The sequence below is a fragment of the Cellulomonas flavigena DSM 20109 genome, assembly GCF_000092865.1.
Taxonomy (GTDB): Bacteria; Actinomycetota; Actinomycetes; order Actinomycetales; family Cellulomonadaceae; genus Cellulomonas; species Cellulomonas flavigena.
In genome coordinates this window covers 1,252,009-1,274,437 of record NC_014151.1, presented here as the reverse complement: position 1 = coordinate 1,274,437, position 22,429 = coordinate 1,252,009, and the positions used below count along the sequence as shown (strand labels likewise).

At 73.5% G+C, this 22,429-nt stretch carries 17 protein-coding genes; 7 read left to right on the top strand and 10 right to left on the bottom strand.

The features are described 5' to 3' along the window. Positions 1-32: 32 nt before the first annotated feature. The 3 genes from CFLA_RS18925 to ilvD (CFLA_RS05730) form a co-directional block, all read right to left on the bottom strand. Positions 33-1,829, bottom strand: coding sequence for a carbohydrate-binding domain-containing protein (locus CFLA_RS18925; RefSeq protein ID WP_013116374.1), 1,797 nt, complete (start codon positions 1,827-1,829; stop codon positions 33-35). A gap of 117 nt (positions 1,830-1,946) precedes the next feature. Next, the gene (locus CFLA_RS05735; protein WP_013116373.1) at positions 1,947-3,686 is read right to left on the bottom strand and encodes a carbohydrate-binding domain-containing protein; all 1,740 of its coding nucleotides are present in this window, start codon (positions 3,684-3,686) and stop codon (positions 1,947-1,949) included. Between the two features lie 115 nt (positions 3,687-3,801). Continuing rightward, positions 3,802-5,514 carry a dihydroxy-acid dehydratase gene (ilvD, locus tag CFLA_RS05730; protein WP_013116372.1) on the bottom strand — a complete coding sequence of 571 codons (1,713 nt, stop codon included), beginning with the start codon at positions 5,512-5,514 and terminating at the stop codon, positions 3,802-3,804. 97 nt (positions 5,515-5,611) lie between these two features. Between ilvD (CFLA_RS05730) and CFLA_RS05725 the strand changes: the two genes are divergently transcribed. From CFLA_RS05725 to CFLA_RS05715, 3 genes are all read left to right on the top strand, one after another. Further along, entirely contained in the window at positions 5,612-6,175 is a 564-nt protein-coding gene (locus CFLA_RS05725) for a hypothetical protein (RefSeq protein WP_013116371.1), read from the top strand. Continuing rightward, entirely contained in the window at positions 6,169-6,732 is a 564-nt protein-coding gene (locus tag CFLA_RS05720; protein WP_013116370.1) for a hypothetical protein, read from the top strand. Before CFLA_RS05725 ends, CFLA_RS05720 begins: the two co-directional genes overlap by 7 nt. 110 nt (positions 6,733-6,842) lie before the next feature. Beyond that, positions 6,843-9,278, top strand: coding sequence for a putative bifunctional diguanylate cyclase/phosphodiesterase (locus CFLA_RS05715; RefSeq protein WP_013116369.1), 2,436 nt, complete (start codon positions 6,843-6,845; stop codon positions 9,276-9,278). A 70-nt stretch (positions 9,279-9,348) separates the two neighbouring features. Here CFLA_RS05715 and ilvD (CFLA_RS05710) read toward each other — a convergent pair whose 3' ends face one another. The 5 genes from ilvD (CFLA_RS05710) to CFLA_RS05690 all read right to left on the bottom strand — a co-directional run bounded on the left by ilvD (CFLA_RS05710) (position 9,349) and on the right by CFLA_RS05690 (position 16,980). Continuing rightward, a complete protein-coding gene (gene ilvD / locus CFLA_RS05710) occupies positions 9,349-11,211 on the bottom strand; it encodes a dihydroxy-acid dehydratase (RefSeq protein WP_013116368.1) in 1,863 nt (620 codons plus the stop codon). Between the two features lie 139 nt (positions 11,212-11,350). Then, positions 11,351-13,633, bottom strand: coding sequence for a beta-xylosidase/alpha-l-arabinosidase (locus CFLA_RS05705; RefSeq protein WP_013116367.1), 2,283 nt, complete (start codon positions 13,631-13,633; stop codon positions 11,351-11,353). Positions 13,634-13,748: 115 nt separating this feature from the next. Then, complete coding sequence (locus CFLA_RS05700; protein WP_013116366.1) at positions 13,749-14,630, bottom strand: carbohydrate ABC transporter permease; 882 nt, start codon at positions 14,628-14,630, stop codon at positions 13,749-13,751. Then, entirely contained in the window at positions 14,627-15,502 is an 876-nt protein-coding gene (locus CFLA_RS05695; protein ID WP_342626037.1) for a carbohydrate ABC transporter permease, read from the bottom strand. The genes CFLA_RS05700 and CFLA_RS05695 overlap by 4 nt, the downstream gene beginning before the upstream one ends. A 176-nt stretch (positions 15,503-15,678) precedes the next feature. After that, positions 15,679-16,980 (bottom strand): ABC transporter substrate-binding protein, encoded by a 1,302-nt coding sequence (locus CFLA_RS05690; protein WP_013116364.1) that lies wholly within the window; start codon positions 16,978-16,980, stop codon positions 15,679-15,681. A 98-nt stretch (positions 16,981-17,078) separates the two neighbouring features. Here CFLA_RS05690 and CFLA_RS05685 point away from each other — a divergent pair, with 98 nt between their 5' ends. The 4 genes from CFLA_RS05685 to CFLA_RS05670 all read left to right on the top strand — a co-directional run bounded on the left by CFLA_RS05685 (position 17,079) and on the right by CFLA_RS05670 (position 20,907). After that, positions 17,079-18,104, top strand: a complete 1,026-nt coding sequence (locus CFLA_RS05685; RefSeq protein WP_013116363.1) for a LacI family DNA-binding transcriptional regulator — start codon at positions 17,079-17,081, stop codon at positions 18,102-18,104. Between the two features lie 185 nt (positions 18,105-18,289). Then, positions 18,290-18,769, top strand: a complete 480-nt coding sequence (locus tag CFLA_RS05680; RefSeq protein WP_013116362.1) for a MarR family winged helix-turn-helix transcriptional regulator — start codon at positions 18,290-18,292, stop codon at positions 18,767-18,769. Positions 18,770-18,851: 82 nt separating this feature from the next. Further along, positions 18,852-19,508: an NAD(P)H-dependent oxidoreductase gene (locus CFLA_RS05675; RefSeq protein ID WP_013116361.1), complete on the top strand. Its 657-nt coding sequence runs from the start codon at positions 18,852-18,854 to the stop codon at positions 19,506-19,508. 25 nt (positions 19,509-19,533) lie between these two features. Continuing rightward, positions 19,534-20,907: a cryptochrome/photolyase family protein gene (locus CFLA_RS05670; RefSeq protein WP_013116360.1), complete on the top strand. Its 1,374-nt coding sequence runs from the start codon at positions 19,534-19,536 to the stop codon at positions 20,905-20,907. A gap of 22 nt (positions 20,908-20,929) precedes the next feature. Here the strand turns inward: CFLA_RS05670 and CFLA_RS05665 are convergent, their stop codons facing one another. Further along, positions 20,930-21,880, bottom strand: coding sequence for a 2-hydroxyacid dehydrogenase (locus CFLA_RS05665; RefSeq protein WP_013116359.1), 951 nt, complete (start codon positions 21,878-21,880; stop codon positions 20,930-20,932). Then, positions 21,877-22,425 carry a GNAT family N-acetyltransferase gene (locus CFLA_RS05660; protein WP_013116358.1) on the bottom strand — a complete coding sequence of 183 codons (549 nt, stop codon included), beginning with the start codon at positions 22,423-22,425 and terminating at the stop codon, positions 21,877-21,879. The genes CFLA_RS05665 and CFLA_RS05660 overlap by 4 nt, the downstream gene beginning before the upstream one ends. Positions 22,426-22,429 lie beyond the last annotated feature (4 nt).

The following is a 22,429-nucleotide window of genomic DNA, read 5'->3' as shown; positions in this document are numbered from 1 at the left end:
ACCGCCGCCCCGGCCCGTCCACCGGCCCGCCGTCAGCCGCGCGCGGGCGGCCAGCCCCCTCCGGGCGGCGGCCAGCCACCGCCACCACCGCCGCCACCCGGCCAGCCACCGCCACCCGGCCAGCCACCGCCCCAGCCGCCCTCGGGCGGCGGGGTGTTGGAGGTCGCGGTGACCACGACCGTGGCACCCGTCGCGTCACCGGGCTGCTCGTGGTAGCCGCCGAGCGTGGGGCCGTCGGCGGTCCCGCCGACGGCGAGCCGGTACTGCGTGCCCGCGCGCACCGCGGGCGTCGAGACGGTGACGTTGCCCTGCGTCTTCGACGTGCGGAGCGACGCGACCACCGTGCCGTCGGGGGCGAGCACGTGCAGCAGGGTGCCCGCCGCCTGCTGCGGCTGCGCGGTCAGCGAGACCCACGCCTGCGGCGAGGCCGTCGACGGCACGGCGACGTGCCCACCGTGGCTCGTCCCGACCACGACACCGCCGGTGACCTGGAAGTCGCCGGAGACGTCGAGCGCGCTGTTGACCCACTCCGTGGAACCGTCGACGACGATCGTCCCGCCCGAGACGGCGGCGGTCCCGTTGGAGTCCAGGCCGTCGCCCACGGCCGTGCGCAGCAGGAGCCGGCCGCCGCTCACGGCGACGTGCACCCCCGGGAGGACGTCCATGGAGTCCGGCGCGACCGGGTCGGACGCGTTGATGGCGTCGTCCTGGGCGGAGACCTCGAGCTGCCCGTCGCTGATCTCGACGATCTTGGACTCGAGGCCCTCCCACGACGCCGTCACCGTGAGCACGCCGCCGGTCACCACCAGGCGCTCGCCCGCGTCGACGCCGTCACCGGCCGTCGCGAGCGTCGTGTCCCCGCCGGCGACGGTGATCGTGTCGTCCGCGTGCACGGCGTCGTCGATCGCGTCGACGGCGACCGAACCGCCCCCGATCACCACCGACACGTCACCGACGATCCCCTTCGCGCCCGTGTCGGTGCCCGCGCCCGCGCCACCGCCGGCACGGACCTCCAGGGAGCCGTCCCCGACGAGGACGTCCGAGGCCGCCGCCACGCCGTCGTCGCCCGACGTGATGCGTGTCGAGCCGCCGGCCACGTGCACGAAGCCGGCCTCCGGTGCGTCGTCGTCGGCCTTCAGGCCGTCGCCGGTCGCCGTCACGTCCAGGGCCCCTCCCGCGACCACCAGGTAGTCCTTGCCGCGCACGCCGTCGTCGGCGGCGTGGACCGTCACCTCGCCGCCGGCGACGACCAGGCCGTCCTTGGAGGCGATCCCGTCGTTCGCGTTGGCCGTCACCGTCAGCGCCCCGCTGCCCGCGATCGTGAGGTCGGCCGTCGAGAACAGCGCCGCGTTCGGCTCGTCCTGGCCCTCGGGGTACTGGTAGGCGGCCGGGTCGGTCAGGCTGTTGCGCGAGCCGTCGGCGAGGACCACGACGACCTCGTCGGCGTCGAGCACCTGCAGGGGCGCGGTCGTCGAGGACGTGATCGACGCGCCGTCGAGCACCACCCGCACGACACCGTCGGTCGCCGAGGCGACCACGAGAGCACCGTCGGTGAGCGTGCCGCTGACCCGGTACGTCCCCGGTGCGGAGATGGTGACCGTGCCACCCCGTGTGCTCGCACCGCTCCCCGTGACCTGCGCCGACGCACCCGACAGCGTGATCGTCGTCTCGTCGCCCGCGTCCCAGTCCAGCGCGTGGTCGGTCGCGTGCACCGGCAGGTTGGCGGCCAACGCCTCCTCCACGGCCGGCGCGGCCGCCTGCGCGGGGCTGCCGAGCACCCCCGTCACGAGCACCGCGGCGACCGCCGCGGCTGTGGTTCCTCGTCGCATGTCTGCTCCTTCGTCGCGGCGTGCTGCCCGCACACCCGGGCCGCGGGGAGCGGCCGACGAGCAGCGCGTCTCCCCCGCGGAACGTTCAGGGTCGGGATCGAGCATGGGGTCCACCGGTCAGCCCGCAGGCGGGCGGACGCCGCCCGGCGGCGGCCAGCCCCCGCCGCCGCCCCAGCCGCTCGGCGCGGTCGCAGCCTGCGCCGTCGCGACGACCGTGGCACCGGACGCGTCACCGGGCCGCTGGTGGAACCCCCCCGTGACCGGCCCGTCGGCCGTGCCGCCCACCGCGAGCCGGTACTGCGAGCCCAGCTGCAGCGACGCGTGGGAGTAGAGCAGGTTGCCCGAGGCCTTCGTCGTGCGGAACGACGCGAGCACGGTGCCGTCGGGGGCGAGCACGTGCAGCAGCGTCCCGGCCGGCTGCTCCGAGCCGAGCGACACCCACGTCTGGGGCGACTGGACGGTCGGGGTGCCGAGCAGCCCGGCGGAGCTGACGCCGATGAGCGTGCCCCCCGTCACCGTGAAGGCGCCGTTGGTGTCGACCGCGCTGTTGATGAACTCCGTCGGACCGTCGACCACGAGCGTGCCGCCGCTCATCTGGGCGGTGCCGTTGGAGTCCAGCCCGTCGCCCGTCGCGGCGTGCAGCACGGTCAGGCCGCCGCTGACGGCGACGTCGACACCCGGGATCGCACCCATCGCGTCCGGCTGCGAGGGGTCCGAGGCGCTGATCGCGTCGTCGGCCGCCGTGACCTCGATCAGGCCCCCCGCGATCTGGACGACCTTCGCCTCGAGGCCCTCCGAGGACTGCGTGACGATGAGCGCACCGCCGGTGATCGTCAGCCGCTCGCCCGCGTCCGCGCCGTCGCCCGCCGTGGCGAGCGTCGCGTTGCCCCCGGCGACGGTGATCGTGCCGTCGGAGTGCAGGGCGTCGTCGATCGCGTCCACGGCGAGCGAGCCCCCGCCGAGCACGAGCGACACGTCACCCACGAGCCCCTTGGCGCCCGAGTCGCCGCCCGCACCGGCACCGCCACCGGCCCGCACCTGCAGGTAGCCGTCCGAGACCACCACGTCGGACGCCGCCGTCACGCCGTCGTCGCCCGACGTCACGCGGGTGGCGCCGCCCGCGACGTGCACGAAGCCGCCCTCGGGGGTGTCGTCGTCGGCCTTCAGACCGTCGCCGGCCGCGGTGAGCTCGAGCGTGCCGCCGGTGACCACGAGGTAGTCCTTGCCGCGCACGGCGTCGTCCGCCGCGGTCACCGTGATCCGGCCACCCGCGACCACGAGGCCGTCCTTGGAGGCGATCCCGTCGTTCGCGCTGCCCGTCACCGTCAGCGCCCCGCTGCCCGCGATGGTGAGGTCGGCCGTCGAGAACAGCGCCGCGTTCGGCTCGTCCTGGCCCTCGGGGTACTGGTACGTCGCCGGGTCCGTGAGGCTGTTCGTCGAGCCCTCGGCGAGCACGACCACGACCTCGTCGGCGTCCTGCACCTGCAGCGGTGCGGTCGTCGAGGACGTGATCGACGCCCCGTCGAGCACCACCCGCACGACTCCCTCGCCCGCCGACGCCACGACGACCGCCCCGTCGGTGAGCGTGCCGCTGACCCGGTACGTCCCCGGTGCGGAGATGGTGACCGTGCCACCCTGCGCGCTCGCACCGCTCCCCGTGACCTGCGCCGACGCACCCGACAGCGCGATCGTCGTCTCGTCGCCCGCGTCCCAGTCCAGCGCGTGGTCGGTCGCGTGCACCGGCAGGTTGGCGCCCAGCACCTCCTCCACCACCGGTTCGGCTGCCCGCGCGGGGCTGCCGAGCACCCCCGTCACGAGCACCGCGGCGACCGCCGCGGCTGTGGTTCCTCGTCGCATGTCTGCTCCCTCGTCACGTGTGCTGCCCGCACACGGGTCCCAGGGAAGCGGTTGCGAGCCGCTACGTCTCGTCCTCGAAACGTTCAGGGTGGTGGTCGAAAGTCAAAAAAGCCTGTTACCCGAGCACCGCGCCGCGTGACGCGGACTGCACGAGCTTCTGGTACTTGCCCAGCACCCCACGGGTGTACCGCGGCGCGAGCGGCGCCCAGCCCTCCCGGCGGGCCACGAGCTCCGCGTCGTCGACGAGCAGGTCGAGCGTGGCGTGCGCGACGTCGAGCCGCACCCGGTCGCCGTCCCGGACGAACGCGATCGGCCCGGCGTCGACGGCCTCGGGCGCGATGTGGCCGACGCAGAGCCCCGTCGTGCCGCCCGAGAACCGCCCGTCGGTCACGAGGAGCACGTCCTTGCCGAGCCCCGCACCCTTGATGGCCCCGGTGATGGCGAGCATCTCGCGCATGCCCGGTCCACCCTTGGGGCCCTCGTACCGGATGACGACGACGTCGCCCGCCCGGATCGTGCCGTCCTCGAGCGCGTCGAGCGCGGCTCGCTCACGCTCGAAGACGCGCGCGGTGCCCTCGAACACGTCGGAGTCGAAGCCCGCGGACTTGACCACCGCACCCTCGGGCGCGAGCGACCCCGACAGGATCGTGATGCCGCCCGTGCGGTGGATCGGGTCGTCGAGCGCCCGCAGGATCTTGCCGTCCGGGTCGGGCGGCGCGATCTCGGCGAGGTTCTCGGCGACCGTGCGCCCCGTGACCGTGAGGCAGTCCCCGTGCAGCAGCCCCGCGTCGAGCAGGGCCTTCATGACGACGGGCACGCCGCCGACCCGGTCGACGTCGTTCATCACGTACCGGCCGAACGGCTTGAGGTCGCCCAGGTGCGGAACCTTCGCGGCGACGCGGCTGAAGTCCTCGAGCGTGAGGTCCACCTCGGCCTCGTGCGCGATGGCCAGCAGGTGCAGCACGGCGTTGGTCGATCCGCCGAAGGCCATGACGACGGCGATCGCGTTCTCGAACGCTTCCTTGGTCATGATCCGGCGGGCCGTGATGCCACGGCGCAGCAGCTCGACCACCGCCTCGCCCGAGCGGTGCGCGAACTGGTCGCGCCGCCGGTCGGCCGACGGCGGCGCGGCCGAGCCGGGCAGCGACATGCCCATCGCCTCGGCCACCGACGCCATGGTGTTGGCCGTGTACATGCCGCCGCACGCACCCTCGCCGGGGCAGATGGCGCGCTCGATGCGGTCGACGTCCTCGCGGCTCATCAGCCCGCGGGCGCACGCCCCGACGGCCTCGAACGCGTCGATGATCGTCACGTCCTTCTCGGTGCCGTCGGACAGCTTGACCCAGCCCGGCATGATCGAGCCCGCGTAGAGGAACACGCTCGCGAGGTCGAGGCGCGCCGCAGCCATGAGCATGCCCGGCAAGGACTTGTCGCACCCGGCCAGGAGGACCGAGCCGTCGAGGCGCTCGGCCATCATCACCGTCTCCACGGAGTCCGCGATGATGTCCCGGCTCACGAGCGAGAAGTGCATGCCCTCGTGGCCCATCGAGATGCCGTCGGACACCGAGATCGTGCCGAACTCCAGCGGGTACCCCCCGGCCGCGTGCACCCCGCCCTTCACGGCCTTGGCGAGCCGGTCGAGCGACAGGTTGCACGGCGTGATCTCGTTCCACGACGACGCGACGCCCACCTGCGGCTTCGCGAAGTCCTCGTCCCCCAGCCCGACCGCGCGCAGCATGCCGCGCGCCGCCGTCGCCTCCAGCCCGTCGGTCACCTGCCGCGACCGCGGCTTGATGTCCACGCCGTCGTCCCCGCCTGCGCTCGTCATGGGTCGAGACTAGGCAACCGCAGGGGGTCCGGGCACCTGCCGTGCCGTCCGGTGCGCGAGCTCGTCCGACGCCACGCCCCGGTGCGACGATGGGAGCGTGAGCCACTCCCCCGCCGCCCGCCGCCCGTCGTCCCTGCTCGTGGCCCCGCTCGTCGCCGTCGCGCTGCTCTCCGCCTGCACCGCCGGCGACACCCCCGACCCCGTGGCGTCCGCGGCCGCGCCCACCGCGACCGCGTCGTCGGGAGCGTCGCCCACCGCCGAACCCACGGCCGGCCCGCCGGCCGGCGAGGCCGGCACCGAGCTGCCGCTGGGCGACGGCGGACCCGAGGCGTCGTTCCAGACCTGGCTGGCCGCCAGCCGCGCGCCCGTCGCGGACGTCGCATGCTCCTACATGACGCCCGAGCTCGCGGACCGGATGGTCGCGGAGATCGCCGCGCAGGGCCTGCCCGTCACCGACTGCCCCGCCCTCATCGACCTGACGGCCGGGCTGTACGCGGCGTCCGGGCAGTCGGCCGAGACCGCCGTCGAGGTGGTCGAGCAGACCGACGACATGGCCGTGCTGCACGTCGTCTACACCGAGGGCAGCAGCTGCGGGCGGGTCGTCATGGTGCCCTCCGACGGGCACTGGGTGCTCGACGAGCGCTCGAAGGAGGAGTGCTGACGCGCGCGGCCGAGCCCCTGCACGTCGCGGAGGGGCTCGTCGAGGCCGACTACTCCCAGATCGAGCTCCACGTCGAGGCACCGGGCGGGTTCGACGCCGGACCGGGGACGGGCCTCACCCTGCCGCCCGAGGACACGTGCACAGCCCTCACCGTCGCGCGGCACCACGGCAGCGTGCCCGTGCGCCTCGAGATGCACGGGCACGCCCCTGCGCCGGACCCGGCGTGGGACGCCGTCGCCGAGGTGCCGCTGCGCGGCGGCGGGCCCGTGAGCGTCACGGGCTGGGCGACGCAGGACGCGGTCGAGGGCCCGGTGCTGCCCGCCGTGCCGATGCGCGCGCGGTTCGCCGTGCAGGACGGCCAACGCGGCAGCGAGCAGTTCGACGACGGCCCGTGGGAGGCCGCGGCCGTCGAGCGGTACGTCGTCCAGCTGTGGCCGGCGCCGCCCGCGCTGTTCCGTGTCACGTACACCGCCGGTACGTACGCCGACGTGCAGCAGGACCAGGACGGCCTCGCGCGGCGCATCGACGCCCGGGTCGAGGTGCGGCGCCCGGCCTGACACCACCCACGGCCCGCCCCGCTCCCCGAACCCCGGGCCCCCCGCGGCGGACGGGCGGGCAGCGCGCTGTCACACTCCTGGGCCCTCAAGCAGCCGCTCGTCATCTGCCGATGCGTGAGGAGGACCAGCGGGCGGCGCGCCCCGGGGCACAGGAGGTGATGCTCGACGTGGTCGCCCTGCTCGACCGCGTGACATCGCGGTCCTTCCTGGTGACGGGCCTGCTGGTCGTCGCCCTCGTCGCGATCGTGCCGGGGTGGCCGGGCGAGCTGCTGTGGGGCCTGGTCCCGGTGGCGACGGTCGGCGCGATGGTCCTGGGCATCCGCCGGAACCGGCCCGCCGCACCGCGGGCCTGGTGGCTCATGACGGCGGGGCTCGTCTGGGGCATCACGGCCGAGCTCGGCTGGACCGTCTGGTACGTGAGCGTCGGCGACGCCGCGCTGATCCCCTGGTGGTACGACCTCCTGTTCCTCCCGACGTACGGCCTGCTCGCCGTGGGCTTCCACGCCCTGCCCCGGAACTCCCTGCGGGCCCCGCACCCCACGGCCACGATGGACGCGGTCGTCGTCGTCGTCGGCTACGCGCTGCTGTACTGGGCCGTGGTGTACCGCGACGACGGCGTCGGCGGCATCGCGCTGAGCCCGCAACGCGCCGTGTCCGTGGCATCGCTCGTGGTCGGCCTCAGCGTCCACTTCCTCGCCGCCCGCCTCTGGTTCCGCTACGGCCCCCACAACGGGGCGTACGCCCGCCTGGGCTGCGGCATCGCGGCCGCCACGCTCGCCGACGTGCTCTACTCGGTCACCCTCGACGGTGACGCCGCCCCGGGTTCGTCGGTGCTGGACAGCCCGTTCCTCGAGGTGGTCAACAGCGCGGCCTGGCTCGTGTGGTTCGTGTGCTTCGGCGCCGCCGCGCTGCACCCGCACGCGCGCGGCACCGACGACGCGCCGCCGAGCGCGGCGTTCAGCTTCGCGCGGGGCATCCTCTTCTTCTTCGCGGTGACCGTGGGCCCCGTGACTTTCCTCGAGCGGGTCCGCAGCGGCCCGCGGGTCTCCGTCGCGTGGGAGGACCTGGCCGTGCCGCTGGTCACCATGGGCGTGCTGTCGGGGATCCTCGTCACGCGGCTCGTCGCCGGCAGCACCGTCGCGCAGCGCCGCGCCGTGCTGCTCGACCAGCAGGCGACCGATCTCGCCGCGGCCCTGCGCGAGCAACGCGCGCTGCAGGAGCGACTGCACCACCAGGCGACGCACGACCCGTTGACGGGCCTGGGCAACCGCATGCACTTCGCGGCGCGCCTCGACGACGCAGGCGCGGCCACCGACCGCGCCCTGCTGATGCTCGACCTCGACGGCTTCAAGGACGTCAACGACGGCCACGGTCACCCCGCGGGCGACCACCTCCTGCAACAGGTGGCGGACCGCATGCGCGACGTCGTCGACGACGAGGGCGCGACCCTGGCCCGGCTCGGCGGGGACGAGTTCGCGGTGCTGCTGGACGAGGCCCCCGGCTCCCGCGCCCACGACACCGCGTGGGACCTCGTGCGGGCGCTGTCGGAACCGTTCGTGGTGGAGGACGAGGTCATCGGCGTGACCGCGAGCGTGGGCGTGCGCGTGCTCGGACCGCAGGACACGGGCGAGGACGTGCTGCGGGACGTCGACCTGGCCCTGTACGCGGCCAAGGCCGCCGGGAAGAACCAGGTCGTCGTCTTCACCCCCGCCCTGCGCACGGAGCACGCGGACCGCTCCCGCCTGCTGACCGAGCTGCGCCACGCCCTGCCCGGCGAGGAGCTGGTCGTGCACTACCAGCCGGTCGTCGACCTGCGCACCCGGCGCGTGCTGTCCGTCGAGGCGCTGGTGCGCTGGGACGGTCCGCGCGGCCGCGTGATGCCCGACCAGTTCATCCCGCTCGCCGAGGAGACGGGGCTGATCGTGCCGCTCGGCGAGCACGTGCTGCGGCGCGCGACCGCGGACGCCCGCCCGTGGTGGGACGCGCACGGCGTGGCCGTCCACGTGAACGTGTCCGCACGGCAGGTGCGGCGGCCCGAGTTCGTCGACGTGGTCCGGGACGCCCTCGCCTCCACCGGCCTGCCCGGAGCCGCGCTGGTCCTGGAGATCACCGAGACCGCCCTGCTCGCGACCGGCAAGGTGGAGTCGGCCGTGGTGACGGCGCACCTGGCGGCGCTGCGCGGGCTGGGGGTGCGGGTCGCGATCGACGACTTCGGTACCGGGTACTCGTCCCTGGCGTACCTGCAGCGGCTGCCGGTCGACATCGTCAAGATCGACGGCGCTTTCACCCGGTTCGCTGCCCGGCCGGGTGACGAGTCACGGCGACGGCGGGCGCTGGCCACGGCGATCGTCGAGCTGTGCGCGACGCTGGACCTGGTGGCGGTGGCCGAGCAGATCGAGCTCGAGACGGAGGCGCGGGCCGTGCAGTCGCTCGGCTGCCCGCTCGGCCAGGGCTACCTGTTCGGGCGGCCGGTGCCCGCCGCGGAGATCGCACCCCTGCTGGGGAGGCCCGCCGACGCGGTGGTGAGGCAGCGCACCCGGCGGTGACGGCGCACGGGAGCTCGGCGATCCGGCTGGTCCCGTCCGACCCGGTCCCGCCGGGCGCGAGCCGCCCTGCTCAGCCCCGGCGGATCCGGCTGACGTCGCGCACCGCGCCGCGGTCCGCGCTGGTCGCCATCGCCGCGTACGCCTGCAGCGCGGGCGAGACGTAGCGGTCACGGTCGACCGGCTGCCACGGGTTCTCGCGTGCCTCCATCTTGGCGCGGCGCTCGGCGAGCACGGCGTCGGGCACGTTGACGCGAATGAGGCGTGACTCGACGTCGATCTCGATCTCGTCGCCGTCCTCGATGAGGCCGATGGTGCCGCCCGCGGCGGCCTCCGGGCTGACGTGGCCCACGGAGATGCCCGACGAGCCGCCGGAGAACCGGCCGTCGGTGATGAGCGCGCAGACCTTGCCCAGGCCGCGGCCCTTGATGAAGGACGTCGGGTAGAGCATCTCCTGCATGCCGGGGCCGCCGGCCGGGCCCTCGTACCGGACCACGACGACGTGCCCGGGCTCGACCTCCTTGCGCAGGATCTTGTCGACAGCCTCGTCCTGCGACTCGCACACGAGCGCCGTGCCGACGAAGTGGAAGACGTCGGGGTCGATACCGGCGGTCTTGATGATCGCGCCGTCCTCGGCCAGGTTGCCGCGCAGCACCGCCAGGCCACCCTCGACCGTGTACGCGTGCGCGACGTCGCGGATGCACCCGCCGGCCGCGTCGGTGTCGAGGGACTCCCACACGTTCGAGGTCGAGAACGCCCGCGTGGTCCGCACGCCGCCCGGCGCGGCGAGGAACAGGTCCTGCGCGCGCTGCGTGGCCTTGCCGCCGCGGATGTCCCAGTCGTCGAGCCACGCCCGCAGCGTCGGGGTGTGCACGCTCGTCACGTCGTGGTCGAGCAGGCCGCCGCGGTCGAGCTCGCCCAGCAGCGCGGGGATGCCACCGGCGCGGTGGACGTCCTCCATGTGGTAGTCCGGGTGGTTGGGCGCGACCTTCGCCAGGCACGGCACGCGACGGCTGATGGCGTCGATGTCGGCCAGCGTGAAGTCGACCTCCGCCTCCTGCGCGGCGGCGAGGATGTGCAGCACGGTGTTGGTCGAGCCGCCCATCGCGACGTCCAGCGCCATGGCGTTGGAGAATGCCGCCCTGGTCGCGATCGACCGCGGGGCGACCGAGTCGTCCTCGTCGTCGTAGTAGCGGCGCGCGAGGTCGACGATCGTGCGGCCGGCCTCGAGGAACAGCTCGCGGCGTGCGGTGTGCGTGGCGAGGGTCGAGCCGTTGCCCGGCAGCGACAGGCCGAGGGCCTCGGTGAGGCAGTTCATGGAGTTGGCCGTGAACATGCCGGAGCACGAGCCGCACGTGGGGCACGCGTTCTCCTCGACGCTCGCCAGCGCGGCGTCGGAGACGTTGTCGTCCGCCGAGTAGTTGATCGCGTTGATGAGGTTGAGGGCCGTCGTCGCGACACCGTCGGCGACGACCGCCTTGCCGGCCTCCATCGGCCCCCCGGAGACGAAGATCACGGGGATGTTCAGCCGCAGGGCCGCGTTGAGCATGCCGGGCGTGATCTTGTCGCAGTTGGAGATGCAGACCAGCGCGTCCGCGCAGTGCGCCTGCACCATGTACTCGACCGAGTCGGCGATGAGGTCACGGCTGGGCAGCGAGTAGAGCATGCCGGCGTGACCCATCGCGATGCCGTCGTCGACGGCGATGGTGTTGAACTCCTTCGAGACGCCACCGGCCTCGCGGATCGCCCCCGCGACGAGGTCGCCCATGTCCTTGAGGTGGACGTGGCCGGGGACGAACTGCGTGTACGAGTTCGCGATCGCGATGATCGGCTTGCCGAAGTCCTCCGAGCCCATGCCGGTGGCACGCCACAACGCACGGGCGCCGGCCATGTTGCGACCGTGGGTCGAGGTACGAGAGCGCAGCGGACGGCTCATCGCGGAGGTCTCCTTCGGCGGGGGGCTGCACCACCTCGGCGGTGGCGCGCGGCCACGATACGTCGGCGCGACGCGCGGCGTGCCGCGCGTCCGGCCGGTGATCCGCCGGCGGCCGCTGCTCCGGCCGCCGGCGGGGCTCTCAGCGCACCGTGACGGTGGTCCAGCGCGGGTCGTCGAGCGTGACGGCGTAGGTCTCGCCGGTGAGCTCGACGCTCGCCTCGACGTCACGCTGCGCGCACGACGGTCCGACCCAGACCTCGAGCTCGCCGGGCTCGACGACACGGGCGCCCGAGCGGTCGGTGAACGCGAGTCGCGCCGCGGGGACGACGAGCTCGACGTCGACCTCCTGGCCGGGGTCGAGCTCGACGCGGTGGTAGCCGACGAGCTGTGCGACGGGGCGCGTGACGCTCGCGACGACGTCCTTCACGTAGACCTGCACGACGTCGGCACCCGCACGGTCGCCGGTGTTGGCCACCCGGACGCTCACCGTCAGTCCGCCGCCCGTCGACGCGCCGGGGGCGACGCGCAGGTCGGTGCGTGAGAACGAGGTGTACGACAGGCCGTGACCGAACGGCAGGGTCGGCACCGTGCTGAGGTTGGTGACGTCGCCGTCCCCTCCCAGCGCCGGGTGCAGGTAGGTGTACGGCTGCGCCCCGGCGGAGCGCGGCAGGCTCACCGGCAGTCGGCCCGACGGGTTGACGCGCCCGGTGAGCACACCGGCGATCGCGTTGCCGCCCTCCTCGCCGGGGAAGAACGCCTGCACGGCGGCCGCGCAGCGTGCGAGCGCCCAGTCGATCGCGTACGGGCGCCCCGTGAGGAGCACGAGGACGACGGGCGTGCCGGTGGCGAGCACCGCCTCGACCAGCTCCCGCTGGACGCCGGGCAGCTCGAGGTCGTCGCGGTCGCACCCCTCGCCGACCGTTCCGCGGCCGAAGAGCGCCGCGTGGTCACCGACCACGAGCACCGCGACGTCCGCGGCGCGGGCCGCGGCGACGGCCGCGTCGAAGCCCGAGCGGTCGTCGTCGTCGACGCCGCAGCCGGGCGTGACGGTGACGGTCCCGTCGCTGTGCTCGCGACGCAGCGCCTCGAGGACCGTGGGCGTGTCGAGCCGCACGTCCGCGTCGGGGTGGTGCGCGAGCACGTGGTTGAGGAACGAGTAGCAGCCGAACAGCGCGGCCTCACGGTCCGCGTTCGGCCCGATGACCGCGACGTCCGCGTCCGGGGCGAGCGGCAGCGTCCCGTCGTTCGACAGCAGCACGAGCGAGCGCTCGGCGAGCAGGGCGGCGACCTCGCGGTGCGCGGGCGAGTCGAGGTCGACCTCGGTCGGCGGCTCGTCCTCGAACGTCGCGTCGAGCAGGCCGAGCTCCTCCTTCTGCGCCAGGGCGCGCAGGACGGCCCGGTCGACGAGCGCCTCGTCCACCGTGCCCGCACGCACGGCCTCGGCCAGCGGCTCGAGGTACGCGTCACCCGTGGGCAGCTCGATGTCGACGCCGGCCACCAGCGCCTGCCGCGCGGCCTCGCCCAGGTCCCCGGCGACGTGGTGCAGGAGCTGCAGGAACGCGACGCCGAAGTAGTCCGCCACGACGGTGCCGTCGAAGCCCCAGCGCTCGCGCAGCACGCCCGTGAGCAGCTCGGGGTCCGCGGCGACGGGGACGCCGTCGATCTCGGCGTACGAGTGCATGACGGAGCGGACGCCGCCGTCGACGACGGCCATCTCGAACGGCACGAGCAGGACGTCGGCGAGCTCACGCCGCCCGACGTGCACGGGCGCGAAGTTGCGGCCGGACTGGGACGCGGAGTACCCGACGAAGTGCTTGAGCGTGGCGTGGATGCCGGTGCTCTGCAGGCCGCGCACGTACGACGTGCCGACCGTCCCGACGAGGTAGGGGTCCTCGGAGATGCACTCGTCGACGCGCCCCCAGCGCGGGTCGCGGATGACGTCGAGCACGGGCGCGAGCCCCTGGTGGACGCCCAGGGTGCGCATCGACTCGCCGATGAGCTCGCCCATGCGCGCCACGAGGTCGGTGTCGAACGAGGCACCCCACGCGAGGGGCGTCGGGAAGGTGGCCGCACCCCACGCGGAGAGTCCCGTGAGGCACTCCTCGTGCACGAGGGCGGGGATGCCGAGGCGCGTCTGGTTGACGAACCAGCGCTGCTTGTCCCAGAGCCACGCGGCGCGCTCCGCGGTGTCGACGGGGCGCGTGCCGTACACGCGTGTGAGGTGGCCGAGCCCGTCCTGGATCGAGTCGTCGAGCCCGCGCGGGGCCTCGAACTCGCCCTGGAGCGGTGCGACGGCCTCGCCCTCGCTCTTCTCCCAGAAGCCGACGATCTGCGCCAGCTTCTCCTCGAGCGTCATCCTGCCGAGCAGGTCCCGCACCCGGTCCGAGACCCGGGGTGCGGCGGGCAACGCGAGCTCCGTCACTGGACTCTCCTTCAGGTGCGGCCGCCACGGTGCGGGCACGGGCGGCCGGGGCCTCGCGCACTGTCGCGCGCGAGGCCCACGGGCACGCCGGGGTGGGGAAAGCAGGGAGAAGGGCTCAGCCCTTCACGGCCCCCTGCAGGCCGCTGACGATCCGCTTCTGCATCGTCAGGAAGAACACCAGCGCCGGGATGACCGCGAGCGAGGTGAACGCGAGGACGCCGGCCGTGTCGGCCGAGTGCTCGGTGGAGAAGTCCGCGACACCGAGCGGCAGCGTCTTGAGACCGGGGTCGTTGAGGAACAGCAGCGGCAGGAGGTAGCCGTTCCACGAGCCCACGAAGGCGAGGACACCGGTGGTGACCATGCCGGGCCCCGACAGCGGGACCAGGATCCGCCAGAAGAACCCGATGCGCGACGCGCCGTCGAGCATCGCCGCCTCCTCGAGCTCGTTGGGCAGCGCCATGAGGAACGGTCGCAGGATCACGATCGTCATCGGCAGCGCGAACGCCGCCTGCGGCAGTGCCACACCCGCGAAGGTGTTCGTCAGCCCGAGCTGCCGGACCATGAGGAACAGCGGGATGATCGCCACCGTCAGCGGGAACATCAGACCCATGACGAAGACGTTGAACAGCGCCTGGCGTCCCTTGAACCGGTAGCGCGCGAGCGGGTACGCGGCCATCACACCGGCGACCACGACGAGGGTCGTCGTGAAGACGGCGATGATCACGGAGTTGACCGCGTACTGCCAGAAGCTGCCCGAGGTGAGGACCCCGATGTAGTTGTCGAAGATCCACGGGTTGGGCAGCCCGACGGGGTTGGCACCGAGCTGACCGTTGGAGCGGAAGCCGCTGAGGACCGCGTACACGACCGGCGCCAGCGTGACGCCGGCGACGAGCACCGAGGCGACGTACACCCACGGGCTGACGGAACGGCGGCCGTGCGAACCGGACCGGGCCGCTGCACGGGAACCGCGCGAGGGCGGGGCGACGACGGAGGTCATCGGGACACCTTCTTCCGGCGCTGCTTCGGCTTGTCGTCGCCCGCGTCGCGGTTGAGGACGAAGGCCTGGAAGAGGCCCGCCAGGATGAACGAGATGACGAAGAGGATGATCGCGACCGCGGACGCGTAGCCGTACTGGCTGCGCTCGGTACCCTGGCGGATCAGGTACGTCGCCATGGTGGTGGTCGCGTTGTCCGGGCCACCCCTGGTGAGGATCCAGACCATGTCGAAGAGCTGCAGCGAGCCGATCATCGACAGGAACGCCCAGGTCCGGATGGTGGGGCCGAGCAGCGGGATCGTGATCTTGCGCTGCGACTGCCACCAGCTGGCGCCGTCGATCGAGGCCGCCTCGTGGAGCTCCTCGGGAACGCCCTGGAGGCCGGCGAGCAGCAGCACGATCGCGAGACCGAGGTACTTCCACGTGAGGACGCCCATGACGGTCCACAGCGCGACGCTCGGGTCACCGACCCACGCCTTCGCGAAGCTGTCGAGACCGATGGTCTCGAGGAACGCGTTGACACCACCCTGGGGCTGCAGCAGCAGCTTCCAGATGACACCTGCGACGACCTCGGCCAGCACGTAGGGCACGAACACGATGACGCGCATCGCGGTCTGACCCGGGAACTTGCGGTTGAGGAGCAGCGCGACCAGCAGGCCGATCGGCAGCTGGATCGCGATGGAGAGGATCGCGATCGTCAGGTTGTTGGTCACCGACCGCTGGAAGATCTGGTCGGACAGCGCCATCACGTAGTTCTGGAGCCCGACGAAGTTCTCCATCGGCCCGAGGCCGTTCCAGCGGAACACGGAGAAGCGCGCGGCCTGGACGACCGGCACCACCACGAAGATGGCGAACAGCAGGAGCGCCGGCGCCACGAAGAAGACGATCTCCAGGCGCTTGCGCCACTCGTTGGACGACGCTCCGCGCCCGCGCGGCCCAGGGGCCGCCGACCAGGCCGTAGCCTGGCCGGCGGCACCCGGGTTCACTGCGGTAGCGGCACGAGCCCTGGTTGCGTGCCCCCCGCGGGGGGTCAGGTCTCCTGCCACGTCGGTCACTTCTCGAGGTCAGCCGCGGCCTGGGTCGCGTCGACGATGCCCTGAGGCGTCCCGCTCCCCGCGAACACCGACACGATGGCCTCGTTCATGGCGCCACCGATGTTCTCGCCGAACTGCGTGTCGAAGTACAGCTGGACGTACGGAGCGTCGTTCCGGTACGAGAGCAGCTGCGCCAGCTCCGGGGCCGCGACGAACGCCGTGGCGGACGGGAGCGTCGGCAGGCCCATGTCGAGCTCCGCGAAGCCCTTCTGGACGTCGTTCGACAGCATGAACTCGATGAAGTCGACGCAGATGTCCGGCGCGTCGTTCGAGCACGCCCACGCGTCACCGCCACCGAGCTGGGCGGCCGGGTCACCCTCGCCACCCGCGACCTCCGGGAACGGGAACCAGCCGGTGTCCTCGCCGAGGCCCTGCTCGTCCTCCGTCAGGCCCTGCATGACGCCGGGCTCCCAGTGGCCGGCGAGCTCCATCGCGACCTTGCGGTTCGCGAGGAGGCCGGAGGCCGACTCGGGCGTGCCCTGGGCCTCGGTGCCGAGGAAGCCGGTGTTGAACGGCTCCTGCGCCACCAGGTCGGCCAGGCTCTCGCCCGCCTTGACCCAGCAGGGGTCCGTGAACTCGAGCTCCTGGGACGCCGTGGCGATCGTGTCCTGCGAGCACTGACGCAGGGCGAAGTAGTACCAGTAGTGCGCGGCGGGCCAGGCGGAACCGGCGCCGACCGAGATCGGCTCGATGCCGGCGCCCTTGAGCGCCTCGACCGCGGCGTACAGGTCGTCCATCGTCTTGGGCGCCTCGGTGATGCCCGCCTGGGCGAACATCGACTTGTTGTACCAGAAGCCGACAACACCCATGGAGAAGGGCAGCGAGTAGACACGGTCCTCGACCGTCCAGCCGCTGACCGAGCCGCCGAGCGCCGAGATCGTGTCCGCGGCGTCGTCGGTGATGTCCTTGACGAGGCCCGCGGCGACGTGCGCCTTGAGCTCGCCGCCACCACGCTCCATGAAGATGTCCGGCTGGTCGCCGGTCTGGAACGCGGCGTCGAGCTTGGTGAGCATGTCCTCGTGCTGGAGGGCGCTGACCTCGATCGTCACGCCAGGGTTGTCCGACTCGAACTCGTCGGCCAGCTGGTCGTAGTAGTCCTTCCCCGCACCGGTGTTGGAGTTGTGCCACCACGTGAGGGTGACGTTCTCGCCAGCACCCTCGGTGGGGTCGTCGCTGCCGCTCCCGGAGCTGCAGGCGGTCGCGATCATCGCCACCGCTGCGCCGAGCGCGACCGCGCGCAGTGCCGCAGTCCTCTTCATCTTTGAATCTCCTCGTCGTCGCTGAGAGGTCGGACGGCGCCTAGGTTGACAGTGGTCCAGGAGCGGTGTCAATCGATGTCGATAACGTTATCGACACGATGTCCTATGATCACCGCGTGGACTCGCTCCCCCGCGTGAAGATGGCCGATGTCGCCCGAACCGCCGGGGTCTCCGTCGCCACTGTCTCCAAGGTCGTCAACGGTCGCTACGGCGTCTCGCAGCGCACACTTGAGCGAGTACAGGAGGTGATCGCGGACCTCGGGTACGAGGCGAGCCTCGGCGCGCGCTCGTTGCGTTCGGCCAGGACGAACGTCCTCGGGATCCTCGTCGCCGAGTTCGAGCCGTTCTCCGCCGAGCTGCTCAAGGGCGCCGGCAACGCGGTCACCTCCACAGGGTACGAGCTGCTCGCCTACTCGGGCGGCGGCGGCTCCGCCGAGGTCGGGTGGGAGCGGCGCTACCTGTCACGCCTGTCCGGCACGCTCATCGACGGGGCGATCATCGTGACCCCGACCGTCGTCGAGGCCCGGCCCGGTGTCCCCGTCGTCGCCGTCGACCCGCACGCGGGCCCGACCGGCATGCCGACCGTGGACTCCGACAACCTCACGGGCGCCGAGCTGGCGACCCGGCACCTGGTGGAGCTCGGCCACCGCCGCATCGCGTTCCTCGGCGGACGCCTCGACCTGGCGTCCGCCCGTCTGCGTGACCAGGGCTTTCGCAACGCCATGGCGGAGGCCGGCATCTCGGTCGACGAGTCCCTCGTCGGCATGGGCGACTACCGGCGCGGCGCGTCCCAGGAGCCGGCGCGCGCGCTGCTCGACCGGCCCGACCGGCCCACCGCCGTCTTCGCCGCGAACGACCTGTCCGCGCTCGCCGTGCTCGACGTCGCCCACGAGCTGGGCCTGTCGGTGCCGGGCGACCTGTCGGTCATCGGCTTCGACAACGTGCCGGAGTCGGCGCTGAGCACGCCGCCCCTCACGACGGTCGCCCAGCCGCTGCAGGCCATGGGCGCGGAGGCGTTGCGGCTGCTCGTCGACCTCGTCGCCGGCAAGGACGTCGAGACGCACCGCCGGCTCCCGACCGAGCTCGTCCTGCGGTCGTCGACCGCACCGCCGCGGCAGGTCTGAGACCGCCCCGAGACCCACCTGTGACCTCACCCGGACGCACCCGTCCGGGTGAACGAGGGCGGACCGTCCCCCGTCCGCGGTCACCCCCGGGTCGCGGTCTCCGCTCCCCCGGGCGCCCGAACGGCCGCACGACGTCGCCATGTCAACAGGTTGACACCAGAGGTGTCAACCTGTTGACTTGCCGCATGACGACGGACGCCGACCGCAGCCTCGCCGGTGACCTCACCGTCACGCTGCACCACCTGGTCGACGTCGTGGCCGAGTACGCCGACGACGTCCTGACGCGTCGGCACGGGGTCACGTTCAGCCAGTACGTGTTCCTCCACGTCCTGGCAGACCTCGACCACCCGGACGTCACCTCGCTCGCGCGCTGCCTGCGCGTGACCAAGGCCGCCGTCAGCAAGCGCGTCGGCGGGTTCGTGGACGCGGGGTGGGTCCGCACGCTCGACGACCCGTCCCACGGCCGGCGCGTCCTGCTGGAGCTCACCGACACCGGCCGGCGGCTCGTCGACCACGCGCGGGCGGACCTCGAGGAGGATCTCGCCGCGGCGTACGGCGCGACGCCCGGCGTCGACCCACGGACCCTGCACGGCGACCTCACCACCCTGCTCGACTCGATGCGCGCGGCGCTCGGCACCCGCGTCCCGGGGTCACCGCTCGTCTGATCCGGCGCCCCACCCGCACCGTGCGCGACCGCACACGGTGCTGCTCCGCCCTGCCCACCAGCCCGCTCACCGGAGGTTCCCCGTGCACGTTCTCGTCGTCGTCGGCCACCCGCTGCCCGGCTCGTTCAACCACGCGCTCGCCCACGCCTACGCCGACGGCGCACGCACCGCGGGCGCCGACGTCCGCGTCCTCGACCTCGCGACCACCCCGTTCCCCCGGACGGCACCCACCCGTGCCCAGCTCGCCGCCCACGACGGCACCACGGACCACCTCGAGCCCGAGGTCGCCGCGCTCGTCGAGGAGGTCCGACGCGCGGACCACCTCGTCGTCCTGCACCCGCAGTGGTGGGGCACGTACCCCGGCGTGCTCGCCGACTTCCTCGCCCGCACCCTGCTGGCCGGCACCGCGTTCCGCTACGACCCCGGCGCGCGCCTCCCGCAGCGGCTCCTGCGGGGGCGCACGGCACGGACGTTCATGACGATGGACTCGCCCCGCCTCTGGAACGGGCTCGCGTACCGCGACGCCGCCGGTGCCACGCTCGGCACCGCGACCCTCGCCTTCTGCGGCTACCGGGTCGTGGGCCGCACGACGTTCCCCGTCGTGCGCTCCGCCCCCGAGCGCCGTCGGGCGCGCTGGCTCGCGACAGCCGCCCGGCTGGGACGCCGCGACGTCGCACGCCTCGCCGCACGCCATGCACGACGGGCGTCCGCGCCGCCGGCGACCCCCGTCCTGCGGTGAGCGCACGGGCGGGTTAGCGTGCCGCGTGCCGACGATCTGCTGGTTCCGCCGTGACCTGCGCCTGTCCGACCACCCCGCGCTCGTCGCGGCGGTCGCGGAGGCCCGGGCGGCGGGTGACGAGGTCGTCGCGCTGTACGTCGTCGACCCCGCCCTGTGGCGCGCCGCCGGGACGCCGCGGCTGGCGTACCTGGCGGCGTCGCTGCGCTCGCTCGACGAGGCGACGGGGGGCCGGCTCGTGGTGCGCCACGGCCGGGCAGACCGGGTCGTGCCCGCGGTCGCGCGGCAGGTCGGGGCGAGCTCGGTGCACGTCAGCGCCGCGACCGAGCCGTACGGACGACGCCGGGACGAGGCCGTCGAGGCCGCGCTGGACGTCCCGCTCGTGCGCACCGGCTGCCCGTACGCCGTCGCGCCGGGCCGGCTCCGCACCGGCCAGGGCGGGCCGTACCAGGTCTTCACGCCGTTCCGCGGCGCGTGGCTCGACCACGGCTGGCACGAGCCCGCACCGCGCCCGCGTGACGTGCCGTGGGCGGCCCTCGCGTCCGACGGCCTGCCCGACGCCCCGGCGACGGACGTGACGCTGCCCCCCGCCGGCGAGCGCGCCGCGCGCGAGCGCTGGCACGCGTTCGTCCGCGAGGACCTCGCAGGCTACGACGTGGACCGGAACCGGCCGGACCTCGACGTCACGTCGTGGATGTCGGTGCACCTCAAGCACGGGGAGATCCACCCGCGCACCCTGCTCGCCGACCTCGCCGACGCCGGGCGCGGCGCGCGCGGCCCACTCGCGGACTCGGTCGCCACCTACCGCTCGGAGCTCGCCTGGCGGGAGTTCCACGCCGACGTGCTGTGGCACCACCCGGCCGCGGCGCGCACGTCGCTGCGCGAGGTCGTGCCGCAGGACGCGTGGGCGACCGGCCCGCCGGCCGACCGTGCGTTCGCGGCCTGGACCGACGGCCGCACCGGGTACCCGCTGGTGGACGCCGGCATGCGGCAGCTGCGCGCACAGGGCTGGGTGCACAACCGGGTCCGCATGGTCGTCGCGTCCTTCCTCGTCAAGGACCTGCACCTGCCCTGGCAGCGCGGTGCCGCGCACTTCATGGAGTGGCTCGTGGACGGTGACGTGCCGCAGAACCAGCTCAACTGGCAGTGGGTCGCGGGCACCGGGCGCGACGCGGCGCCGTACTTCCGCGTGTTCAACCCCGTCACGCAGGCACGCAAGTTCGACCCCGACGGGACGTACGTGCGGCGCTGGGTCCCCGAGCTGCGCGACGTGCCGGACCGTGCGGTGCACGAGCCGTGGACGCTGCCCGGCGGGCTGCCGGCCGGCTACCCCGAGCGGGTCGTCGACCACGCCCACGAGCGGGAGGTGGCGCTCGCCGACCACGCGCGGCGGGCACGCTGAGACGTCAGGTCGCGTGACGAGGTCACGTCCGCGCGACCTCGTTGACGGGCGCCCCACCCTCCAGCAGCGCCGTGAGCTGACGCCGGACGAGCTGCGCGACGCGCGGGTACGTCGCGTCGGTGTTGCCGCCCTGGTGGGCCGTGACCAGCAGGTTGGGTGCGTGCCACAGCGGGTGGTCGGGCGGCAGCGGCTCGGGGTCGGTGACGTCGAGGGCCGCCCGCAGCCGGCCGGCCGTGAGCTCGGCGAGGAGCGCGTCGGTGTCGACGACCTTGCCGCGCGCGACGTTGACGAGGATCGCGCCGTCCCTCATGCACGCCAGGGCCGCGGCGTCGAGCAGGTGGTACGACGTGCGCGACAACGGGATCGCGAGCACGACGACGTCGGCGTCCGGCAGCAGGTCGGGCAGCTCGTCGACACCGTGCACGTGCCCGTCCGCGTCGTCGCGGGCGGTGCGCGCGACGCGCACGAGGTCGACCTCGAAGGGCCGGAACCGCGCGACGACGGCCTGCCCGACGGACCCCTGCCCCACCACCAGCACGCGCCGGTCGGCGAGCGACGGCCCGAAGGGGTTGTCCCAGCGCCGGTCGGCCATCGCCCGTACGGCCCGCGGCAGGTCGCGCTGCACGGCGAGGGTCAGGGCGACGGCGAGCTCGGCCGTGCCGGCGTCGTGCACCCCGCGGCCGTTGCACAGCACGATCCCGGGCGGCAGGTACGGGCGGGCGTGCTCGTACCCCGCGCTGGGGAGCTGGACGTACCGCAGCCGCGGGAGGTCACGCAGCAGCGCGAAGCCCTCGGGGCGGACGAAGTAGTGCGGGACGACGACGAGCCGGACGTCGGCCGCCGCGGCCGGGTCGAGCGGCCCGGTCATGTCCCAGCGCACGAGCCGCAGGTCGTCGCGGCGCTGCGAGGCCAGGTCGGAGAGCCGCTCCAGGAGGTCGTCGTCGGGGACGGTGGCGGTGAGCACGCCCGTCATGCGCCCGGGCGACCGGCCCGGTACTCGTCCTCGAGCATCGACATCACGACGGCGTCGCACCACCCGTCGCCGTCGCGGTACGCGTCCCGGCGGCGCCCCTCGACACGGAACCCGATGTTCTCGTACAGCGACACGGCCCGCGTGTTGATGCTCAGCGCCTCGAGCTCGACGCGGTGCAGGTCGAGGCCGTCGAACGCGAAGCCCAGCACCAGCTCGATCGCCTCGGTGCCGTAGCCACGGCCGCGGTACGCGGGGCGCATCGCCAGGCGCAGCCCGGCGCACCGGACGTCCTCGTCGATGTCGTTGAGGACGATCTCCCCGCGGTACTCGTCGTCGCCGCTGGTCGTCACCGCGAAGTCGTAGCGGCCCTGCGCCTGCTCACGGCTCGCGCACCAGGCGTCGATCTCCTCGTGCGTGAAGACCCGGGTCGTGCCCGTCAGACGGTTGCCCTCCGGGTCGGTGAGCATGTCCCACATCGCCTCGGCGTCGTCGGCCCGGATCGGACGCAGGACGATCATCTCGCCCTGCAGGGTCGGCTTCTGCATCGCT